Source organism: Aeromicrobium sp. Leaf245, from assembly GCF_942548115.1.
Classification (GTDB): Bacteria; Actinomycetota; Actinomycetes; order Propionibacteriales; family Nocardioidaceae; genus Aeromicrobium.
This window is the reverse complement of the sequence record NZ_OW824151.1, coordinates 539,343-558,413: the sequence shown is the minus strand read 5'-3', so window position 1 is coordinate 558,413 and position 19,071 is coordinate 539,343. Positions and strand designations below refer to the sequence as shown.

16 protein-coding genes are annotated in these 19,071 nt (G+C 73.2%); 11 read left to right on the top strand and 5 right to left on the bottom strand.

The annotated features are described in order from the left end of the window. Positions 1-11 precede the first annotated feature (11 nt). Both NBW76_RS02755 and pdhA read right to left on the bottom strand, forming a co-directional pair. Positions 12-1,022: an alpha-ketoacid dehydrogenase subunit beta gene (locus NBW76_RS02755; RefSeq protein ID WP_056556728.1), complete on the bottom strand. Its 1,011-nt coding sequence runs from the start codon at positions 1,020-1,022 to the stop codon at positions 12-14. After that, complete coding sequence (pdhA, locus tag NBW76_RS02750; protein ID WP_082482060.1) at positions 1,019-2,188, bottom strand: pyruvate dehydrogenase (acetyl-transferring) E1 component subunit alpha; 1,170 nt, start codon at positions 2,186-2,188, stop codon at positions 1,019-1,021. The genes NBW76_RS02755 and pdhA overlap by 4 nt, the downstream gene beginning before the upstream one ends. Before the next feature lie 231 nt (positions 2,189-2,419). On the opposite strand from pdhA, the gene NBW76_RS02745 reads away from it, so the two are divergent. Next, a complete protein-coding gene (locus NBW76_RS02745) occupies positions 2,420-4,132 on the top strand; it encodes an NAD(P)/FAD-dependent oxidoreductase (protein ID WP_056556731.1) in 1,713 nt (570 codons plus the stop codon). 821 nt (positions 4,133-4,953) lie between these two features. Here NBW76_RS02745 and hisC read toward each other — a convergent pair. After that, complete coding sequence (gene hisC, locus NBW76_RS02740) at positions 4,954-6,024, bottom strand: histidinol-phosphate transaminase (protein WP_056556734.1); 1,071 nt, start codon at positions 6,022-6,024, stop codon at positions 4,954-4,956. A gap of 44 nt (positions 6,025-6,068) precedes the next feature. On the opposite strand from hisC, the gene NBW76_RS02735 reads away from it, so the two are divergent. From NBW76_RS02735 to NBW76_RS02695, 9 genes are all read left to right on the top strand, one after another. Then, the gene (locus NBW76_RS02735) at positions 6,069-7,034 is read left to right on the top strand and encodes a DMT family transporter (protein WP_056556736.1); all 966 of its coding nucleotides are present in this window, start codon (positions 6,069-6,071) and stop codon (positions 7,032-7,034) included. Positions 7,035-7,201: 167 nt separating this feature from the next. Then, positions 7,202-7,585: a phage holin family protein gene (locus NBW76_RS02730; protein ID WP_056556738.1), complete on the top strand. Its 384-nt coding sequence runs from the start codon at positions 7,202-7,204 to the stop codon at positions 7,583-7,585. 4 nt (positions 7,586-7,589) lie between these two features. Then, on the top strand, positions 7,590-8,096 hold the full coding sequence (locus NBW76_RS02725) for a low molecular weight protein-tyrosine-phosphatase (RefSeq protein WP_055962638.1): 507 nt from the start codon (positions 7,590-7,592) through the stop codon (positions 8,094-8,096). A 10-nt stretch (positions 8,097-8,106) separates the two neighbouring features. Beyond that, positions 8,107-8,985, top strand: coding sequence for a fructosamine kinase family protein (locus tag NBW76_RS02720; RefSeq protein WP_055962635.1), 879 nt, complete (start codon positions 8,107-8,109; stop codon positions 8,983-8,985). 74 nt (positions 8,986-9,059) lie between these two features. Continuing rightward, positions 9,060-9,752 carry a response regulator transcription factor gene (locus NBW76_RS02715; RefSeq protein WP_055962632.1) on the top strand — a complete coding sequence of 231 codons (693 nt, stop codon included), beginning with the start codon at positions 9,060-9,062 and terminating at the stop codon, positions 9,750-9,752. Further along, a complete protein-coding gene (locus NBW76_RS02710; protein WP_082482061.1) occupies positions 9,752-11,275 on the top strand; it encodes a cell wall metabolism sensor histidine kinase WalK in 1,524 nt (507 codons plus the stop codon). Before NBW76_RS02715 ends, NBW76_RS02710 begins: the two co-directional genes overlap by 1 nt. Positions 11,276-11,368: 93 nt before the next feature. Further along, the gene (locus NBW76_RS02705; protein ID WP_056556740.1) at positions 11,369-12,952 is read left to right on the top strand and encodes a S1C family serine protease; all 1,584 of its coding nucleotides are present in this window, start codon (positions 11,369-11,371) and stop codon (positions 12,950-12,952) included. A gap of 167 nt (positions 12,953-13,119) precedes the next feature. Beyond that, complete coding sequence (locus NBW76_RS02700; protein WP_056556743.1) at positions 13,120-14,037, top strand: DMT family transporter; 918 nt, start codon at positions 13,120-13,122, stop codon at positions 14,035-14,037. A gap of 18 nt (positions 14,038-14,055) precedes the next feature. After that, positions 14,056-14,271: a DUF2945 domain-containing protein gene (locus tag NBW76_RS02695; RefSeq protein ID WP_055962621.1), complete on the top strand. Its 216-nt coding sequence runs from the start codon at positions 14,056-14,058 to the stop codon at positions 14,269-14,271. Positions 14,272-14,304: 33 nt separating this feature from the next. Here the strand turns inward: NBW76_RS02695 and NBW76_RS02690 are convergent, their stop codons facing one another. Continuing rightward, on the bottom strand, positions 14,305-16,245 hold the full coding sequence (locus tag NBW76_RS02690; RefSeq protein WP_056556746.1) for an anthranilate synthase family protein: 1,941 nt from the start codon (positions 16,243-16,245) through the stop codon (positions 14,305-14,307). A gap of 194 nt (positions 16,246-16,439) precedes the next feature. Here NBW76_RS02690 and NBW76_RS02685 point away from each other — a divergent pair, with 194 nt between their 5' ends. Beyond that, the gene (locus NBW76_RS02685) at positions 16,440-17,687 is read left to right on the top strand and encodes an ArgE/DapE family deacylase (RefSeq protein WP_056556749.1); all 1,248 of its coding nucleotides are present in this window, start codon (positions 16,440-16,442) and stop codon (positions 17,685-17,687) included. A 429-nt stretch (positions 17,688-18,116) separates the two neighbouring features. On the opposite strand, the gene NBW76_RS02680 is transcribed toward NBW76_RS02685, so the two are convergent. After that, complete coding sequence (locus tag NBW76_RS02680; RefSeq protein ID WP_056556751.1) at positions 18,117-19,064, bottom strand: aminoglycoside phosphotransferase family protein; 948 nt, start codon at positions 19,062-19,064, stop codon at positions 18,117-18,119. Positions 19,065-19,071 lie beyond the last annotated feature (7 nt).

Here is a 19,071-nt window from a genome sequence, read left to right as displayed (position 1 = left end):
GTCTCCCGCTCTCAGAACGCCATCGCGCGGTCGACGGCGTCGAGCACACGGTCGAGGTCGGGCAGGAACTCCTCCTCCACCCGACTGGGTGGGTAGGGCATGTCGTAGCCGGTGACGCGCAGCACGGGTGCCTCGAGGGAGTAGAAGCACTCCTCCTGCACGCGGGCGGCGATCTCGGCACCGAGGCCGAGCGTGCGCGACGCCTCGTGCACCACGACGGCGCGGCCCGTGCGACGGACCGACTCGTGCACCGGGCCCAGGTCGAGGGGGCTGAGGGTGCGCAGGTCGATGACCTCCAGGTCCACCCCGTCCTCGGCGGCGGCCTCGGCCGACTCCAGGCACGTGCGCACCATGGGTCCGTAGGCCAGCAGCGTGGCGTGGCGGCCGTCGCGCACCACCTGCGAGGCGTGCAGCGGGGTGCTCTCCTGGCCGACCGGCCCGGCGTCCCAGTAGCGACGCTTGGGCTCCATGAAGACGACGGGATCGTCGCTGGCGATCGCCTGCTGGATCATCCAGTAGGCGTCGTGGGCGTTCGACGGGCTCACCACGCGCAGCCCGGCGGTCAGGCAGAACTGCGCCTCGGGGCTCTCGGAGTGGTGCTCGACCGCGCCGATCCCGCCGCCGAACGGGATGCGGATGACGGCCGGCATCGTCACGACGCCCTGGCTGCGGGCGTGCAGCTTGGCGACCTGGCTGACGATCTGGTCGTAGGCGGGGTACACGAAGCCGTCGAACTGGATCTCCACCACCGGGCGGTAGCCGCGCAGCATCATGCCCACCGCGGCGCCGACGATCCCGGACTCCCCGAGCGGGGTGTCGATCACGCGGCCCTCGCCGAAGTCCTTCTGCAGGCCCTCGGTCACGCGGAAGACGCCGCCGAGCGGGCCGACGTCCTCACCCATGACGACGACCTTGGGGTCGGACTCCATGGCGGCCCGCAGGCCGGCGTTGATGGCCTTGCCGAGGCTGAGCCGCTGACCGACGGCCGACGTCCTCTGGCTCGTGCTCGTGCTGGTGCTCATGCCGCACCGCCCTCGGTCTCGAACGACGCCCGGTAGGTGAGGTACTCGGCCTTCTGCTCGGCCAGCTCGGGGTGCGCGTCGGCGTAGACGCCGTCGAACAGCGCGCCGAGGTCGGGCTCGGGCAGGGAGCGGCAGGCCTCGCGCAGGTGCGCACCGAGGTCCTCGGCCTCCGTCTGCAGGTCGGTGAAGAACGACTCGGGGGTGTCGACCTCGCGCAGGTACGTCTCCACGCGGGCCAGCGGGTCGCGGTGCTTCCACGCCTCCACCTCGGCGGTGTCGCGGTAGCGGGTGGGGTCGTCCGACGTCGTGTGCGCGCCCATCCGGTAGGTGACCGCCTCGACGAGCGTCGGTCCCTCGCCGTCGCGTGCTCGCTGGAGCGCCGCCTGGGTGACGGCGTGGACGGCCAGCACGTCATTGCCGTCGACCCGCACGCCACCGAAGCCGTAGCCGGCGGCGCGCTGCACCAGCGGCACGCGGCTCTGGCGGGCCATCGGCACCGAGATGGCCCAGTGGTTGTTCTGGCAGAAGAAGACGACCGGTGCGTTGAACGACGACGCCCAGACGAACGCCTCGTGCACGTCGCCCTGGCTGCTCGCGCCGTCGCCGAAGTAGGCGAGGGCAGCGGCGTCGCGGGTCTGGTCGCCCGTGCCGACGACGCCGTCGCGCTGCAGGCCCATCGCGTAGCCCGTGGCGTGCATGGTCTGCGCGCCGATGATGATGCTGTAGAGCGCCATGCCGGTCTCGGCGGGGTCCCAGCCGCCGAGCTCGACACCGCGGAACAGGCCGAGCAGCTTGGCCGGGTCGATGCCGCGGCACCACGCCACGCCGTGCTCGCGGTAGGTGGGGAACGCGAAGTCCTGCGCCGCGAGCGCGCGGCCGGAGCCGACCTGCGCGGCCTCCTGCCCGAGGCACTGCGCCCACAGGCCGAGCTCGCCGTGACGCTGCAGGGCGTGCGCCTCGTGGTCGATGCGGCGGACGAGGAGGAGGTCGCGGTACATCGCGCGGATGCTCTCGTCGTCGCCCTCGAAGGCGTAGCGCTCGTGCTCGACCCGACGACCCTCGGGTGTGAGCAGCTGGACGAGCTCGGTGTCGACGGTCGAGGGCGTGGTCACTCGCCGCGACCCGGCGTCCGTGGACGTGGTCGGGGTGTGCAGGGGTACGGTCATGCGCTGTTCCTCTCGCTGCCGGCGCGGGGTCTCCACGTCGGTGGGGCGGTACGGGACCGCTGACCCGCAGTGGTGGCGCGGGCGTGGCGGTCGGTCGTGGCGTGACCGCAGTCACATCACGACGCCACGGTAACGCGTCGGGCCCACGTCGGCCAAGCCCCGCGGCCCCCGTGGGGCGCACGTTCACCGGATCGTCACCGGAGGCGACCGGGGCCTTCCTAGACTTCGAGGGTGGACCACCCCGTGATCCTCCTCGCGAGCAACGACCACGCGTCGCTGCTCGACGACGAGTTCTGCCGCTACCACCGCGACTACGACGTGCGGGTCGCTCGCACGTGCGCCGACGCCACCGCCCTGCTCGAGCGGCTGTGCGCCGACGGCCGCCAGGTCGCGCTCGTGGTGCAGGACGCCGCCCTCCCCGACGCCGACGTGTGGACGTCGTTCGCCACCTGGCGTCGGGTGGTGCCCACCGCGCGTCGGCTCGTGACCGTTCCCTGGGACCGCTTCCTCGACGAGGGCGACCGACTCCGCCCCGGCCTCGCGCACGGCAAGTTCGACGGCTACCTGCTCATGCCACGGGGCCTGCGCGACGAGGAGTTCCACGGCGCCGTCGGGGAGCTGCTGTCGGACTGGGGGTCCACCGTGGCCGCACCGGAGGTCGAGACGATGCGGATCGTCTCGGGCCCGTCCAACCCGCTCACGGCCGCCGTGCGCGACTTCGCCCAACGCATGGGCATCCCCACGGGAGTGCACCACCCCGACAGCGACGTCGGCCGCGCGGTGCTGGCCGAGCTCGTCGAGAACGGCGGCGAGCCCGGGGAGCCGGTGGTCGCCAGCGTGTACCGACCGCCCTTCGTGCCGACGTCGGTGCGCGAGGTGGCCCAGGTCATGTACGGCGGACCCGGCGAGACGGTGGTCGACGACGTCGTCGACGTCGCGGTGGTCGGCGCCGGACCGGCAGGACTGGCCGCCGCCGTGTACGCGGCGAGCGAGGGGCTCAGCACCGTCGTGCTCGAGAGCGAGGCCATCGGCGGGCAGGCCGGCACCAGCTCGATGATCCGCAACTACCTCGGCTTCCCGCGCGGCGTCTCCGGCATGCGACTGGCGCAGCGCGCGCGGTCGCAGGCGATCCGGTTCGGGGCACGGTTCCTCACCGGGTGGGAGGTCGACGCGCTCCGGCCGTGCGTCCCGTCGGCCCCGCACGCCGAGCGTGAGCACGTCATCACCACGGTGGGCGGCGGGCAGGTGCGCGCGCGGTCGGTCGTGATCGCGACGGGCGTGGCCTACCGCCACCTCGACGTCGAGTCCGTGGAGGAGCTCGTGGGTCGCGGCGTGCACTACGGGTCGGCGATGACCGCGGCGCAGGAGGTCGAGGGCCAGCCGGTGGTCGTGGTCGGTGGCGGCAACTCCGCCGGGCAGGCGGCCATCCACCTGGCCCGCTTCGCGTCGTCGGTGACGATCGTCGTGCGCCGCGACCTCGCCGAGACGATGTCGCAGTACCTCGTCGACGAGCTCCGCTGGAACGAGCGCGTCTCGGTCCGGGTCGGCGTGGAGGTCGTCGACGGCGGCGGCGCGGGGCAGCTGGAGTGGCTCGACCTGCGCACCAACGCCACGGGTGAGGTCGAGCGGGTCGTCGCGGCCGGGCTGTTCCTGCTGCTCGGCGCGCGCCCGACGTGCAGCTGGCTGCCCGCCGAGGTCACGCGCGACCCCAACGGCTTCGTGCTCACCGGTCGCGACGTGCCGAAGGAGGCCTGGCTCGGCCCCGGCGGCGTGCCCGGCCCCTGGTCGGCCGAGGCGATCGTCCCGCCCGAGACCCTCGCCACCACCGCCCCCGGCGTCTTCGCCGTCGGCGACATCCGCGCCGGGTCGATGAAGCGCGTCGCGGCGGCCAGCGGCGAGGGCTCGTCGGTCGTCCCGCTCATCCACCGCTGGCTGGCGCCGTAGGTCCGGTCGTCGTCCTGCGGCTGGGTCTGGTCCTTCGGCTGCGTCTGGTCCTGCGGCTGCGCTGCCTCGGCTGGGTCTGGTCCTGCGGCTGCGCTGCTCCGGCTGGGTCTCGGCTCGGTCTCCGAAAGGGGCCTCGACCGGCGGATGGGCTCCCGCTCGGCCGAGCCCCGGTGCCGCGGCCGGTCCTGGGTCGTCAGAGGTAGGTCTCGCACCTCATCGGGCCGTCAGAGGTAGGTCTCGTACCGAACCGGGCCGTCAGAGGTAGATCTCGCACCTCAAACCGCCCGGATGCGGTGCGTCACCTACCTCCCACTGCCCAGGCCGAGTGAGAGGTAGGTGGCTCGCCGAACCGGCTCGTCAGAGGTAGGTGGCCCGCGGAATCGGAGCGTCAGAGGTAGGTGAGCCGCGGTATGGAGGTCCGTATCCGCGTGCCACCTACCTCCGCCCTGCGGATAACGCGCGCTACCTACCTCTGACGGCCCCGACCGACACACGACGAGGCAACGAGACGGTCAGGACGACCCGAACGCATCATGCGACCCACGGCCCGACAACCCGGACCGAGCACCCACCCCGCTGCCGGTCGAGGCCCCTTCGGAGCGCAGGACCACTCGCCCCGCAGCAGCGCAGCGGTGCGACCGGCCCCGACCGATTCGCGAGAACCTCCGCCGAGCGCGCACCCCACCGCCGGTCGAGGCCGCTCTTTAGACCCAGGACGACGCCGAGCCGACGCAGCGCAGCCGCAGGACGAGACCCAGCCGACGCAGCGCAGCCGCAGTCCAGACCCAGCCAGAGCAGCGCAGCAGCAGGACGGGACCCGGCTACCGCCCCGTCAGGTGCCGCGCCGCGGCGTCGAGCAGGCGCTCGTTGGCCGCGTCGGTGCCGACGCTGATCCGCACGCCGCCGCCGTCGGGCACCGGGCCGGGGAAGGGACGGACCGAGACGGGCCACAGTGCCTCGGCGAGGGCGGGGCCGTCGTCGGTGGGCAGCCACACGAAGTTCGCCTCGCTGTCGGGGACGGTCCAGCCCTGGCCGCGCAGGCCCTCGAGCAGCGTCGCACGCCCGGCGACGACCGACTCGACGCGCTCGGCCAGCTCGTCGCGCGCCTCGAGCGACGCGACCGCGGCCGCCTGGGCGACGTCCGTGACGCTGAACGGGGGCGTCGCCTTGCGCGTCGCCGAGGCCACGTCGGCATGGCCCACGAGGTAGCCGACACGCAGGCCGGCGAGCCCGTACGCCTTCGAGAAGGTGCGCAGGACCACCACGTTGTCGAACCGCGCCTGCAGCTCCAGACCACGTGCGGCGGCCGGGTCGCGCACGAACTCCACGTACGCCTCGTCCACGACCACCAGCACCGACGGCGGCAGGGACTCGACGAAGCGCTCCAGCTCGACATGGCCGACGACCGGGCCGGTCGGGTTGTTCGGCGTGCAGACGACGACGACCTTCGTCCGCTCGGTGACCGCTGCGGCCATGGCGTCGAGGTCGTGCGTGGCGTCCGCGCGCAGCGGCACGCGCACGTGCGTGGCCCCCGTGACCGTGACGGCGATCGGGTACGCCTCGAACGAGCGCCACGCCGTCACCACCTCGTCACCCGGACCGCAGTAGGCGTCGAGGAGCGAGAACAGCACGGCCACCGAGCCGGTGCCCGCGGCGAACGCCTCGGTCGGTCGGTCCAGGTGGGCGGCCAGCGCGTCGTGCAGGAGCGTGACGCCGGCGTCGGGGTAGCGGTTGACGCGAGCCAGCTCGGCCGCGGCGCGCTCGACGACGCCCGGCAGCGGCGGGAAGGGGTTCTCGTTGCTCGAGAGCTTCAGCTCGTCGAGCTCGGCGGCGCGGCCGGCCTTGTAGCCGGGGATGGCGTCGACGACGGAGCGCGGCAGCGGGACGGTCATGGGCCGAGGGTAGCCGCGCGCCGCTGGACCGCGATGATGCTGTCGTGACCAGCGCCCACCTCCCGCAGCCCGTGCGGTCGCCCGTCGTCGGCTACGCGCTGGTCCTCACCGCGGCCGTCCTGTTCGGGCTCAACGCCGGCGCCTCCCGCATCCCCCTGCGCTCGGGCACCGACGAGGCCACGTTCACGACGGTGCGCATCACCGGGGCGCTGCTCGTGCTCGTCGTCGTCGCCCTCGTCGTCGACCGGTCCGCCCTCCGCCTGCCCGCCGTGCGCCGCCTGCCGCTGCTGATCGGCCTCGGTGTCGTCGGCATCGCCGGGCTGCAGGGGTTCTACAACGTCGCGATCAACCGGCTGCCGCTCGGCATCGCCCTGCTGCTGGAGTACACCGGCCCGGTGCTCGTGGTGCTGTGGGTGCGCTTCGCCCGACGCGAACCCGTGCACGCCCGGATGTGGCCGGCTCTGGCGCTCACCCTGGTCGGGCTGGCGGTCGTGAGCCAGGTCTGGTCGGGCCTGGTGTTCGACGGGCTGGGCGTGGTCATGGCGCTGCTGGCGGCGGGCTGCTTCGCCGCCTACTTCCTGCTCGGGGAGGACGGTGGTGTCTCGGCCGAGCCGCTGCACCACATCCTGTGGGCGTTCGCGATGGCCGCGGTCCTCTTGAACGTCGTCGCACCCGTCTGGGAGGCCGACGCACTGGGCGCGGACGCGTCGATGCTCGGCCGACTCTCCGACCTCACGGTCCCGGCGTGGCTGGCGATGGGCTGGGTCGTGGTGCTCGGCACCGTCACGCCGTTCTTCCTGCTGCTGCTCGCGCTGCGCGCCCTGCCGGCCACCGTCGTGAGCGTGGTGGCCATGCTCGAGCCCGTCGTCGCGAGCGTCGTCGGCTGGGGCTGGTACGCCGAGTCGCTCACCGCCGTGCAGCTGGGCGGCGTCGTGCTGGTGCTGGTCGGCATCGTGCTGGCGCAGACTGCCCGGCGCGACCACCCGGACGAGCTGCCACCTCTGACCTAGCCGCACGGTTCTCCCCGCTCGCGCACGGGAAGCAACCCCTGCAGACGGGGGTTTCCCGTGCGCGGCGGCAGATTCCCAGGTCGACCTGGGAATCTGCGGGACGGGAGGGGCGGAACACGTTCCGCGGCGAATCGCGCCGGGAGCGGGGCGACTGCCATGATCGACGCATGCTCTCTCGACTTCTCACCTCCTGGGTGCTCGGCGCGGCGGCGCTGGCCACGGCCGCGTGGCTGCTCGGCACGCACATGAGCATCGGCACGGCGAGCGACACGACGTCGGACCGGCTCGTCACCCTCGCGGTCGTCGCGGCCATCTTCGCCGTGGTGAACACGTTCGTCGCGCCGATCATCAAGGTGCTGTCGCTGCCGTTCATCATCCTCACGCTGGGGCTGGCGCTGGTCGTCATCAACGCCGGCCTGCTGCTGCTGACGTCGCGCATCGCCGACTCCCTCGACGCCCCGTTCTTCATCGACGGCTTCTGGTGGGCGGTGCTGGCGTCGATCGTGATCTCGATCGTCAACGCCGTCCTCGGCGCCTTCGCGGGTGACTGAGCGCATGAGCGAGCGACCCCTGCGCGTCGAGGTCACCTGCCTGGGCAACATCTGCCGCTCCCCCATGGCGCACGTGGTGCTCGAGCAGCGGCTCGCCGACGCCGGCCTGGCCGACGACGTCGTGGTCACGTCGTCCGGCACCGGCGGGTGGCACGAGGGCGAGCCGATGGACGAGCGCGCCGCCACCGCACTGAGCGCCGCCGGGTACGACCCGACCCGTCACCGCGCCCGCACGTTCACCACCGACACGTACGCCGAGGCCGACCTCATGCTCGCGATGGACGCCCGCAACCACGCCGACATGACCGAGCTCGCCCCCACCGTGGCCGACGCCGAGCGCGTGCGGATGTTCCGCTCGTTCGACCCGGAGGCCGCGCCGGGCGACGACGAGGTCGAGGACCCCTGGTACGGCGGGGCCGAGGGCTTCCAGCAGGTGCTCGCCATGGTCGAGCGGACCAGCGACGCCGTCGTGGCCGCCGTACCGCGGCTCCGTGCCGACCTCACCGGGTAACCTCGCCGCCATGGCACGGATGACGGGGACGGCAGCGCGCGCGGAGGCGCTCATCGGGCACGGGGTGGTCGCCACGACCCCCGTGGCGGGTGGCGACATCTGCACGACCACCCGGCTCCGGCTGAGCGACGGCCGCACCGCGGTCATCAAGACCCGCCCGCAGGCCCCCGCCGGGTTCTTCGCCCGGGAGGCCGCCGGGCTGCGCTGGCTGGCCGAGGTGTCCGACGGGGTGAAGGTGCCCGAGCTCCTGGGTGCCGACGACGAGTGCGTGGTGCTGGCCTGGGTCGAGCCCGGCAAGCCGACCGTCGAGGCGGCCGAGCGGTTCGGCCGCGCCCTGGCCCGCACCCACGCCGCCGGGGCGCCCACGTTCGGTGCCGACGTCGACGGCTTCATCGGGCTCGCCCCGCTGCCCAACCGTCCGCTCGAGACGTGGCCGGAGTTCTACGCGTCGCGCCGGGTCATGCCCTACGTACGTGCCGCGGTGCAGCGCAAGGCGCTCACGAAGGAGCAGGCCGGCACCATCGAGCGCACGATGGGCCGCATCCGTGAGATCGCCGGGCCGGCCGAGCCCCCCGCCCGCATCCACGGCGACCTGTGGTCGGGCAACGTCGTGTGGGGCACCGACGGACAGGCCTGGGTCATCGACCCGGCCGCGCACGGCGGGCACCGCGAGACCGACCTGGCCATGCTGTCGCTGTTCGGGCTGCCTCACCTTCAGCGGGTGCTCGAGTCCTACGAGGAGCAGGCCCCGCTCGCCGACGGGTGGCAGGCCCGCGTCCCGCTGCACCAGCTGCACCCGCTGCTCGTGCACGCCGTGCTGTTCGGCGGCACCTACGGCGCCCGCGCCACCGCCGCCGCGCAGGCCGCGCTCCACCCGCCCACCGACTGACCGCACCCGCGGTCCGCCGCAGGACTCGACGGCGAACTCAGCCGATTCTCACCAGGGTTGGGCACACTGGACCCATGCGCATCCTGGTGGTCGACGACGACCGCGCCGTCCGTGACTCGCTGCGACGCTCGCTGGAGTTCAACGGCTACACCGTCGAGCTCGCCTCCGACGGCGCCGAGGCGCTCGCCGTGGTCCCCCGCACCGACCCCGACATCATCGTCATGGACGTCATGATGCCGCGGCTCGACGGGCTCGAGGCCACCCGTGCGCTGCGCAGCGCGGGCAACGACGTGCCGATCCTCGTGCTCACCGCGCGTGACGCCGTGAGCGACCGCGTCGACGGTCTCGACGCCGGCGCCGACGACTACCTGACCAAGCCGTTCGCCCTCGACGAGCTGCTGGCCCGCGTGCGCGCCCTGCTGCGTCGCTCGGCCCGCCAGGCCGAGCTCGAGGCCGACGAGCAGCCGCTGGAGTTCGCCGACCTGACCCTCGACCCGGTCACCCGCGACGTGACCCGCGGCGAGCGCGCCATCTCCCTGACCCGCACCGAGTTCGCCCTGCTCGAGCTGTTCATGCAGCGCCCGAAGCGCGTGCTGGAGCGGTCGTACATCCTCGAGGAGGTGTGGGGCTTCGACTTCCCCACCACCGCCAACTCGCTCGAGGTCTACGTCGGCTACGTGCGCCGCAAGCTCGAGGCCGAGGGCGAGGCGCGGCTCCTGCACACCGTGCGCGGCGTGGGCTACGTGCTGCGCGAGACGCCGCCCTGATGACGGCCTCGTCCCCCGACGCCTCCCGTCCCGCCACGACGAGCGTCCGTCCCTCGGGGGCCGGCGCGGCGAGCGGTGACACCTCGCCCGCCGAGGAGACCTCGCGGACGACCGGCGTGGTCGACGCGGCCAGGCGGCGGATCCACCCGTACACCGCGCGGGCCTCGCTGGCCCTGCGCGTCGCTCTTCTCACCACGGGCGCGGTCGCCGCGGTGCTGGCCGTCGCGAGCGCCACGGTCTACATCACGGTGCGGGCCGAGCTGGAGGGCTCGCTCGACGCCTCGCTGGTGAAGCGGGCCGACGCGGCCGTGTCGGCCGGCTACTCCCCGTCGTCGATGTCGGCGGCCGACGTCGACCTGCTCTCGGTGTTCGGGATCCGGTTCATCTCCGTCGAGGGCGGCAAGATCTTCACGGCGCAGACCCGCTCGAACGTGCCCTACGACCAGCGCGAGATCGCCGTGTCGCTGGGCGAGGAGACGACGTCGCAGCGCACGGCCCGCATCGGTGGCGTGCCGTACCGCATCGTGGCCGTCCAGGCCGGACCCGGGCAGGCCCTGGTGCTGGCGCAGTCGATGGAGTCCACCCAGCGCTCGCTCGACCGGCTGCAGCTGATCCTGCTGCTCACGAGCGCCGTCGGCATCCTCGTGGCCGGCGTGGCGGGCTGGGTGGTGGCCACCAACGGGCTGCGGCCGGTCCGCCGGCTCACCGCCGCCACCGAGCGCGTGGCCCGCACCGCGGAGCTGAAGCCGATCGAGGTCACCGGGTCCGAGCACGACGAGCTGGCCCGGCTCACGTCGTCGTTCAACCAGATGCTCATGGCGCTCGACGCCTCGCAGCAGCGCCAGCGCCAGCTCGTCGCCGACGCGGGCCACGAGCTGCGCACCCCGCTGACCAGCCTGCGCACCAACATCGAGCTGCTGGGCCAGGCCACCGAGCGGCAGGACCGCACCCTGAGCCTGGAGCAGCGTCGCGAGATCATGGACGACGTGCGGGCCCAGCTGGGCGAGCTGACCACCTTGGTCGGCGACCTGGTCGAGCTGGCGCGCGACGAGCCCCTGCACCGCGCCCCCGAGCCGCTCGACCTGGTCGACGTGGTGGAGCAGGCGCTGGAGCGGGTGCGACCCCGCTCGACCGGGCTGACCTTCGACGTCCGCCTGGAGCAGTGGGACGTGATCGGCGAGGCCCACGTGCTCGAGCGCGCCGTGACCAACCTCCTCGACAACGCGGTCAAGTGGAGCCCGGACGGCGGCAGGGTCACCGTGGCCCTGCACGAGGGCGTGCTGACCGTCCGCGACGAGGGTCCGGGCATCGCCGCGGAGGACCTGCCGCACGTGTTCGACCGGTTCTTCCGCTCCACCGAGGCGCGCACCATGCCGGGGTCGGGGCTGGGTCTGTCGATCGTGCAGCAGGCGGCGGTGCGCCACGGCGGTGCCGTGCACGCTGAGTCGCCCGAGAGTGGCGGCACGGTCGTCACGTTCTCGCTGCCGTCGGCGGCCGAGCGCGGCGACGACACGCCGCTCTGACCTGCGGCGTCGGGCCACAGGAACCGCGATCTTCTTCCGCCGCTCACACGCGCCGCTCAGCGCGCTCTCAGTGATCGGGGAGAATGTTGTTCCATGACCGACCAGAACGATCCCTTCGCCGATCGCCCCTACTCCCCCCCGACGCAGCGCGGGGCCGGCGATGCGCCCTCCTCGGGCGCGGAGGGCACCCCTGGCGCTGCCCCCGAGCAGCACCTTCCCCAGCAGCCCGCCGACGCTCAGATCACGCCCGAGCAGGCGACCGGTGAGCCGCAGGCCGGTGGCCACCCGGCCGACCACGAGCCGACGGTGCAGACCCCCGTCGAGCACGGCTCGACCCCGGACCGCACCACTGAGCAGCCCACCACCGGGCAGCCCACGACCGAGCAGCCCGCGGCCTCGACCCCCGACCGCACCGGCACCCCGGTCCCCCCGGAGTACGCGCACCGCTACGAGGCACCCGCCGCGCCCGCGGCCGGCCACCCCGGCGCCGAGCCCACCGTCGTGCTCCCGGCCGGCGCCGGTGGCGGCCAGCAGCCGCCCTTCGCCGAGCACACCGCGCCGGCGGACAAGCCCCGACGTCGACCCCGCCGGGCCGTGGCCGGCGTCGCCGCCATCGCGCTGCTGGCCGCAGCCGCCGGAGCCGGTGGAGCCGCCCTCTACGACCAGCTCGGTGCCGGCGACTCCGGCACGAGCCCGGTGGTCAGCTCGCTCGACTCGACCAGCGGGAGCGACCAGGCCACGAGTGGCCAGGTCGAGAAGGTCGCGAAGGCCGTGCTGCCGTCCGTGGTCCAGATCAACGTCTCCGGTGGGTCGGAGGCCGGGTCCGGCACGGGCATCGTCATCAGCAGCGACGGCAACATCCTGACCAACAACCACGTCGTGGAGGCGGCCGCCGAGCAGGGCACCATCACGGTGGCCTTCAGCGACGGCACCACGTCCAAGGGCACGATCGTGGGCCGCGACCCGAAGACCGACCTCGCCGTGGTGAAGGTCGAGCGCGACGGCCTCACCCCGGCCACGTTCGGCAAGTCGTCCGACCTCGCGGTGGGCGAGGAGGTCGTGGCGATCGGTTCGCCCTTCGGGCTCGAGAGCACCGTCACGAGCGGCATCGTGAGCGCGCTCAACCGTCCCGTCTCCTCCTCAGACGGCTCGGGCCAGAACACCACCGTGTTCCCCGCCGTGCAGACCGACGCCGCGATCAACCCGGGCAACTCCGGCGGACCGCTCGTCGACCTCGAGGGTCGCGTGGTGGGCATCAACTCCGCCATCCGCTCGGGTGGCACGACCGCCGCGAGCGCCGGTTCCATCGGCCTGGGCTTCGCCATCCCGATCGATCTCGCCAAGAGCGTGGCCGACCAGCTGGTCAAGGGTGAGAAGGTCGAGCACGCCCTCATCGGCGTCACCGTCCGTCCTGCCGTCGACAGCGACGACATCACCGGCATCGGTGCCGAGATCACCGAGGTCAACCCCGACAGCGCCGGCGCCGAGGCCGGTCTGGAGCAGGGCGACATCGTGACCGCCATCAACGGCCAGCCCGTCGGCAGCTCCGACGCGCTCGTGGCCGGCATCCGCGGCTACCGCCCCGGCGAGAAGGTCACGCTGACCTACCTGCGCGACGGCAAGAAGGCCGAGGCGGAGGTGACCCTCGCCTCCGACGGTGGCGAGACGAGCGACTGACGCTCCCCCGATCGGCGGCGCGCCCCTCCCCCCGAGCACTGCGCCGCCCTACTCCTCCCCGGAACGCGGCACCTGCGTCCGGGGAGGAGCCATGTCTGGCGGCATCTCAGGCCTACGTGTCCGAAAACCGCGCGACGTCAAGGTCCTGCCAGCCCTAGCGTGGAGGCATGACCGTCTCCCCCGTGACCGAACGCGTGACCGAGCGGGACTGGTCGGTGGCCGCGCTCGCCGTCACCGTGGTGCTGTGGGCGTCGGCGTTCGTCGGCATCCGCGCCGTGGCCGACGTCTTCGAGCCCGGTCCGCTGAGCCTCGGTCGGTTGCTCGTGGGAGCGCTCGCGCTCGTGGTGATCGCCCGTCCGTGGCGTCACCGCCTGCCGCGCGGACGCACCCTCGGACTGGTCGTCGTCTACGGCGTGCTGTGGTTCGGTGCCTACAACGTGGCCCTCAACGCAGGGGAGACCTACCTCGACGCCGGCACCGCCGCGCTCGTCGTGAACATCGGGCCGATCCTCATCGCGCTGCTCGCCGGGATCGTGCTCAAGGAGGGATTCCCACGTCCGCTCGTGATCGGCACGGCGATCGCCTTCGCCGGCGTGGTGCTCATCGCCACCAGCACGCGTCACGACACGGCGGTCGAGACGGCCAGCGCCACCGGTGTGCTGCTGTGCGTCGCCGCCGCGGTGCTCTACGCCGTCGGCGCCCTCACCCAGAAGCCGACGCTGCGGACCGTCGCTCCGGCCATGTCGGTGTGGATGGCGTGCACCATCGGCGCCGTGGTCTGCGTGCCGTTCGCGCCGGGCCTCGTGGACCAGCTGGGGTCGGCGTCGAGCGGTGACGTGGCGTGGCTCGTCTACCTGGGGGTCTTCCCCACCGCCATCGGGTTCACGACGTGGTCGTACGCGCTGCGCCGGCTCAGTGCCGGCTCGGTCGCGTCGACGACCTACCTCGTGCCGGCCGTCGCGACGCTCATCTCGTGGGCGCTCCTGGGCGAGGTGCCGGCGCCCCTCGCGTTCGTGGGCGGCGCGTTGTGCCTGGCCGGCGTGGCCGTCACCCGCCTGCGTCCTCGACGTGCGCACGTGGGCTGATCATCGCACCCTGAGGTCATGACGAAGAACATCCAGGTCGGTGATCGGGTCAGCTGGGACAGCCCGCAGGGCCGCACGCAGGGCAAGGTCGTGGAGCGCAAGACCAAGGACTTCCAGCTCGACGGCCGGCAGTGGAAGGCGAGCGATGACGAGCCGAAGCTCGTCGTCGAGAGCGAGAAGACCGGCGCGAAGGCGGCCCACGAGCCGTCGGCGCTGAACAAGCTGAAGAGCTAGCCGCGCGACCCCCGCCCCGCCCGCGCCGACAGCTCAGCCGAGCAGGTCGAGGACCAGGTCGCGGAGGATGGCGAACCCGCGCTGGGTCAGCACCGACTCGGCGTGGAACTGGATGCCGTGGAAGTGCGGACCGGCCACGTGGTGGATGTCGCCGGTCGCCTCTTCTCGCTCCACGGAGACGCCTGCGGGCAGGCCCGTCGCACCGACGCGGGCCACGAACGTGTTGTAGAAGCCCACCGTCTCCGGTCTGCCCAGCACGTCGAGCCGCGACTGCGTGCCCTGGAAGACGATGTCCTTGAAGTCGACGTCGAGGCCGAGGTTGCGGCTCAGCACCTGGTGACCCAGGCACACCGCGAGGAACGGCTGCTCCGAGGCGAGCAGGTCGACCACCACGTCGTCGAGGACCGCGATCTTGGCGTCGCCGACGTCGCGCGGGTCGCCCGGGCCCGGACCGACGACCACGAGGTCGTACTCGTCGAGCGCACGCCCGCCCTCGACCCAGGCGCGGTAGGCGTCGTGGCGCACGACGTCGGTGCTCATGCCCAGCACGCCGAACACGTGCGACAGCATGTTGACGAAGTCGTCCTCGCCGTCGACCACCACGACCCTGCGGCCCTGCAGCGACGGCTCGGGCGCGGCACCGGACTGGTCCGACAGCCAGAACTGGCTGAGCCGGGCGTTGCGCTCGCCGAGGGCGATGAGCACGTCGTCCTCCCGGGTGAACGCGTCGAACGTGTCGGGCGCGCCGCCCGTGGCGGGGGCCGGCGCGTCGACCAGGCCGAACGCGCTCAGCACGCCCGAGGCCTTGGCCCACGTCTCGGCGGTCTCGTAGTCGGGGTCGGAGTCGCGCACGAGCGTGGCCCCGGCGGTGACCTTCAGGTTGCCCTCGAGGTCGACGTCGGCCGTGCGGATGAGGATGGGCGCGTCGGCGCGCTGCAGCCCGTCGGCGTCGCGGCCCACGAGGGCGGCCACCGACGCGTAGTAGCCGCGGCCGTGCGCCTCGTACTGCTCGATGAGCCGGCAGGCGTTCTCCACGGGGCTGCCCGTGACCGTGGCGGCGAACATCGAGTCGCGCAGCACGGCGCGCACGTCGCGGTCCGTGCGACCGGCGAGCAGGTACTCGGTGTGCACGAGGTGGCTCATCGGCTTGAGGTACGGCCCCAGCACGAGACCCCCCTCGTGGCAGATGTCGCACATCATCTTGAGCTCCTCGTCGACGACCATGAAGAGCTCGTAGATCTCCTTCTCGTCGCGCAGGAACTCCAGCAGGGCCGACGTCTTCTCGGCGTGGGTCGTGAGCCCCTTGGTGCGGAACGTGCCGCTGATCGGGTTCATCCGCACCTGGCCGGCCTCGACGCTCACGTGCCGCTCGGGGCTCGCGCCGATGAGGTAGCGGTCGCCGGTGAAGATGCAGAACGTCCAGAACGCACCGCGCTCGCGCTCGAGCAGCCGACGGAACACGGCCAGCGCGGCGTCGTGGCCCCAGTCGGCGACCTTCGCCCGGTAGTGCCGCCCGATCACCAGGTTGGCACCCTCGCCGCGGCCGATCTCGTCGTCGATGATCTGGCGCACCATCGAGGCGTAGTCGGCGTCGGACGTCTCGAAGCCGCCGCGGTCGGCCAGCTGCACGCCGCCGTCTGGCAGCGTCGGCAGCAGGTCGGCCAGCGGGACCTCGTGGAGGACGTCGGCGCTCACCACGCGCAGGGGGGTGCCGTCGTCGTGCGCGGCGAACCCGCGCTCACGGGCCTGTCGGAACGGCACCAGCACCAGGTGGTCCCACACTCCGCCACCAGCCGCCCGCGGCCCGGCACCCCCGCCGAGCCGGTCGGGGACACCGGCCGACAGGGGCACGTCGGCCAGGTCCTCGACGTCCTCGAAGGCGCCACCGAGGAGGGTCACCGTGTCGCTGTCGCGCACACGGATCAGCGCGAACGCGGCCTGCTGCTGGAGCTCGCCGACGAGCGGGTGGGTCATGGTGTGTCCTTCGGGTCGCCTCGGCCGACGCCGGGACGGAGAACGCCCAGACCGCTCGGCTGAGGGGTCTGGGCGTGGGTCGCGTCGAGGCCTCCTCTAGAGGAGGCGCCACCAGGGGGTGGGAACGACGATCATGGCGCCAGCGTAGTGCCTCGGCTGCGGGGACGGCTGTCACCCTTGCCAGACTGTGCGACGTGGAGCCCTTCGAGATCGACGTCGACCTGATCCGCCGCGACCTCGCGCAGCTCGTCAGCTACCCCAGCGTGGGCGGCAGCGAGTCCGAGGCGTCGGTGCAGCGCTGGTGCGCCGCGACCCTGCAGGGACTGGGGCTCGACGTCGACCTCTGGCCGATCGACCTGGCCGCGCTGCGCGCCGACCCCGACTACCCGGGCGAGGAGGTCGAGCGCGACGAGGCCTGGGGCTGCGTGGGCCTCGGCGCGGGTGCCGGGCCCCGGGCGGCGGACGGCACTGACGGCGCCGGCGTCCCGAACCTCGTGCTCAACGGCCACGTCGACGTCGTGCCGCCGGGCGACCCGGACTGGTGGACCGCGCACGATCCCTGGTACCTGCAGGAGGCCGACGGCCGCTGGTACGGGCGCGGCACCTGCGACATGAAGGGCGGCGTGGTCGCCATCCTCGCGGCCGTGCGTGCCGTCGGCGACCGCCTGACCAAGCCCTTCGCCGTGCACGTCGTGGTCGGCGAGGAGGACGGCGGCATCGGCACCTTCGCCACGCTGCGCCGCGGCCACACGGGTCTGGCCTGCCTCATCGCCGAGCCGACGGCGGGTCAGATCGTCTCGGCCAACGCCGGGTCGCTCACGTTCCGGATCGAGCTGCGCGGCCGGGCCACGCACGGGTCGCGCGCTGGGCACGGCGTCAGCGCCGTCGACCTCTTCGAGCGCGTTCACGCGGCGCTGCGCCGACTCGATGCCGAGCGCAACGTCGACCCGCCGGCACCGTTCACCGACCGCCCGTGGCCTCTGTCGGTCGGCATCGTGCAGGCCGGCGACTGGGCCAGCACCGTGCCCGACCTGCTCGTCGCGGAGGGCCGGTTCGGGGTCATGCCCGGCGAGTCCTTCGTCGACGCCATGGCCACGTTCGAGGCGGCAGTCGCCTCCGTGGACGACCCGTGGCTGCGCGAGCACCCGCCGCAGGTCACGTGGCCCGGCGGTCGGTTCGCAGCCGGCTCGCTGCCCGACGCCCATCCGTTCGGCGACTCGGTGCGTGACGCCGTGGTGGCCGCCGGGGCCGAGGCGCCGCCGTTCGTGGGCGCCCCGTACGGCTCCGACCTGCGCCAGTACGCCGCCGCCGGCATCCCCACCGTCCAGTTCGGCCCCGGCCACATCGAGCACGCCCATGCGGTCGACGAGTACGTGCCGATCGACGAGGTCGTGCTCAGCGCCCGGGCCTACGCGCACCTGCTCCTGCAGCACTGCAGCTGACCTGCGGGAGGTCTCGACCTGCCGGTGCGCGGCCGCGCGAGGCTCGACCTTGCTGGTGCGCAGCCGCGGCTCGCGCCGGGTGCGGCCCCGGAGGGCCTCGACCTGGCGGCTGGCGGCGCGGTCGCTCGAGCCCTCGCCCTGCGGCCTGGGTGGGCGGTAGGTGACGAGAGGAACGGAGGGGCGGCGGTAGGTGGCACGCACTTCCCGGGCCTCGGCGGTAGGTGTGGCGCGGAAAGCGAGCGTGTATCCGCGCGCCACCTACCTTCCCGACGCAGGAAGCGCGCGCCACCTACCTCCACCGCCCACGACCCGCCGCAGTCCGAGAACCCAGCCGACCATGGCGCCGGCCGCCCGGTCGAGGCCTCTTGGAGACCGGCACCTACGCGAGCCGAGGCAACGCGACGGCGAACCCAGGCCAGCGCCGAGCCGTCAGTCCTGGACGGCCTTGGCCACGGTGACGCAGGTCGTCGACCAGTCGCGGTCCCCCGTCGTGAGCGGTCGGCCGAGGCGCTGCGCGTCCTGGACCGCCCAGAGTGCGTTGTGCATCATGCGGACGACGACCCAGTCGCGCGCCCGGTCCTCGTCGAGGCCCGCCGCGTCGACCACGGTGTGGAAGCGTCGACGGACCGCGAACCGGACGTCGCGAGCCGCGAGCACCTCGTCCCAGCGGTTCCACAGCAATGGGGCCGGCTCGTAGTGCGGGTCGCCGCTGATGCCCTTCGGGTCGATCGCCAGCCATGGTTCACGCAGGTCCGCCTCAGCCGGCGCTCCACGACGCGAGGCGAGGACGTTCGCGTCGTGCAGGTCGGTGTGCACCGCCACGCCGTCGGTGTCCGGGTCGGCCGCGAGGTCACGCCCGAGCGAGACGGCCTGCTGCACGAGACGTCGCGGCGCCGGGACCGTGGCCTCCGCCGCGGCGAGCTCGTCGGTCCAGCGGGCGACCAGCGACGACAGCGCGACGAGCCGACGCGGCGCGGGCCGGTGCAACGTGCCGTAGAGCCCGGCGACCACCTCGCACGCCTCCAGCACCGGGAGCGACGACAGTGCGGCGGGGCCGGCGCGCTCCAGCAGGAGCGCCCCGCGGGCCGGGTCGGCACGGAGCATCCGCACCGCACCGCGGCCGTCCCAGGTCGACAGCGTCAGGTGCTCGTGCCGGGTCTCCTCGTCGACGAACCCGACCTTGAGCACGGCCTCGACCCCGTCGGCGGTCCGCACCGGCAGCACGAGCGCGCACTCACCGTGCATCGCCTCGCCGTCGCGCCGCACCGTCCACTCCTCGAGCAGCGTCTCGACGGTCCGGGGCAGGGCCTCCACGAACGTGGCCCACTCCGGCCCGCGGTCGGCGAAGGCCAGGACGTCCGGCGGGAGCGCGATCACGCCTCCA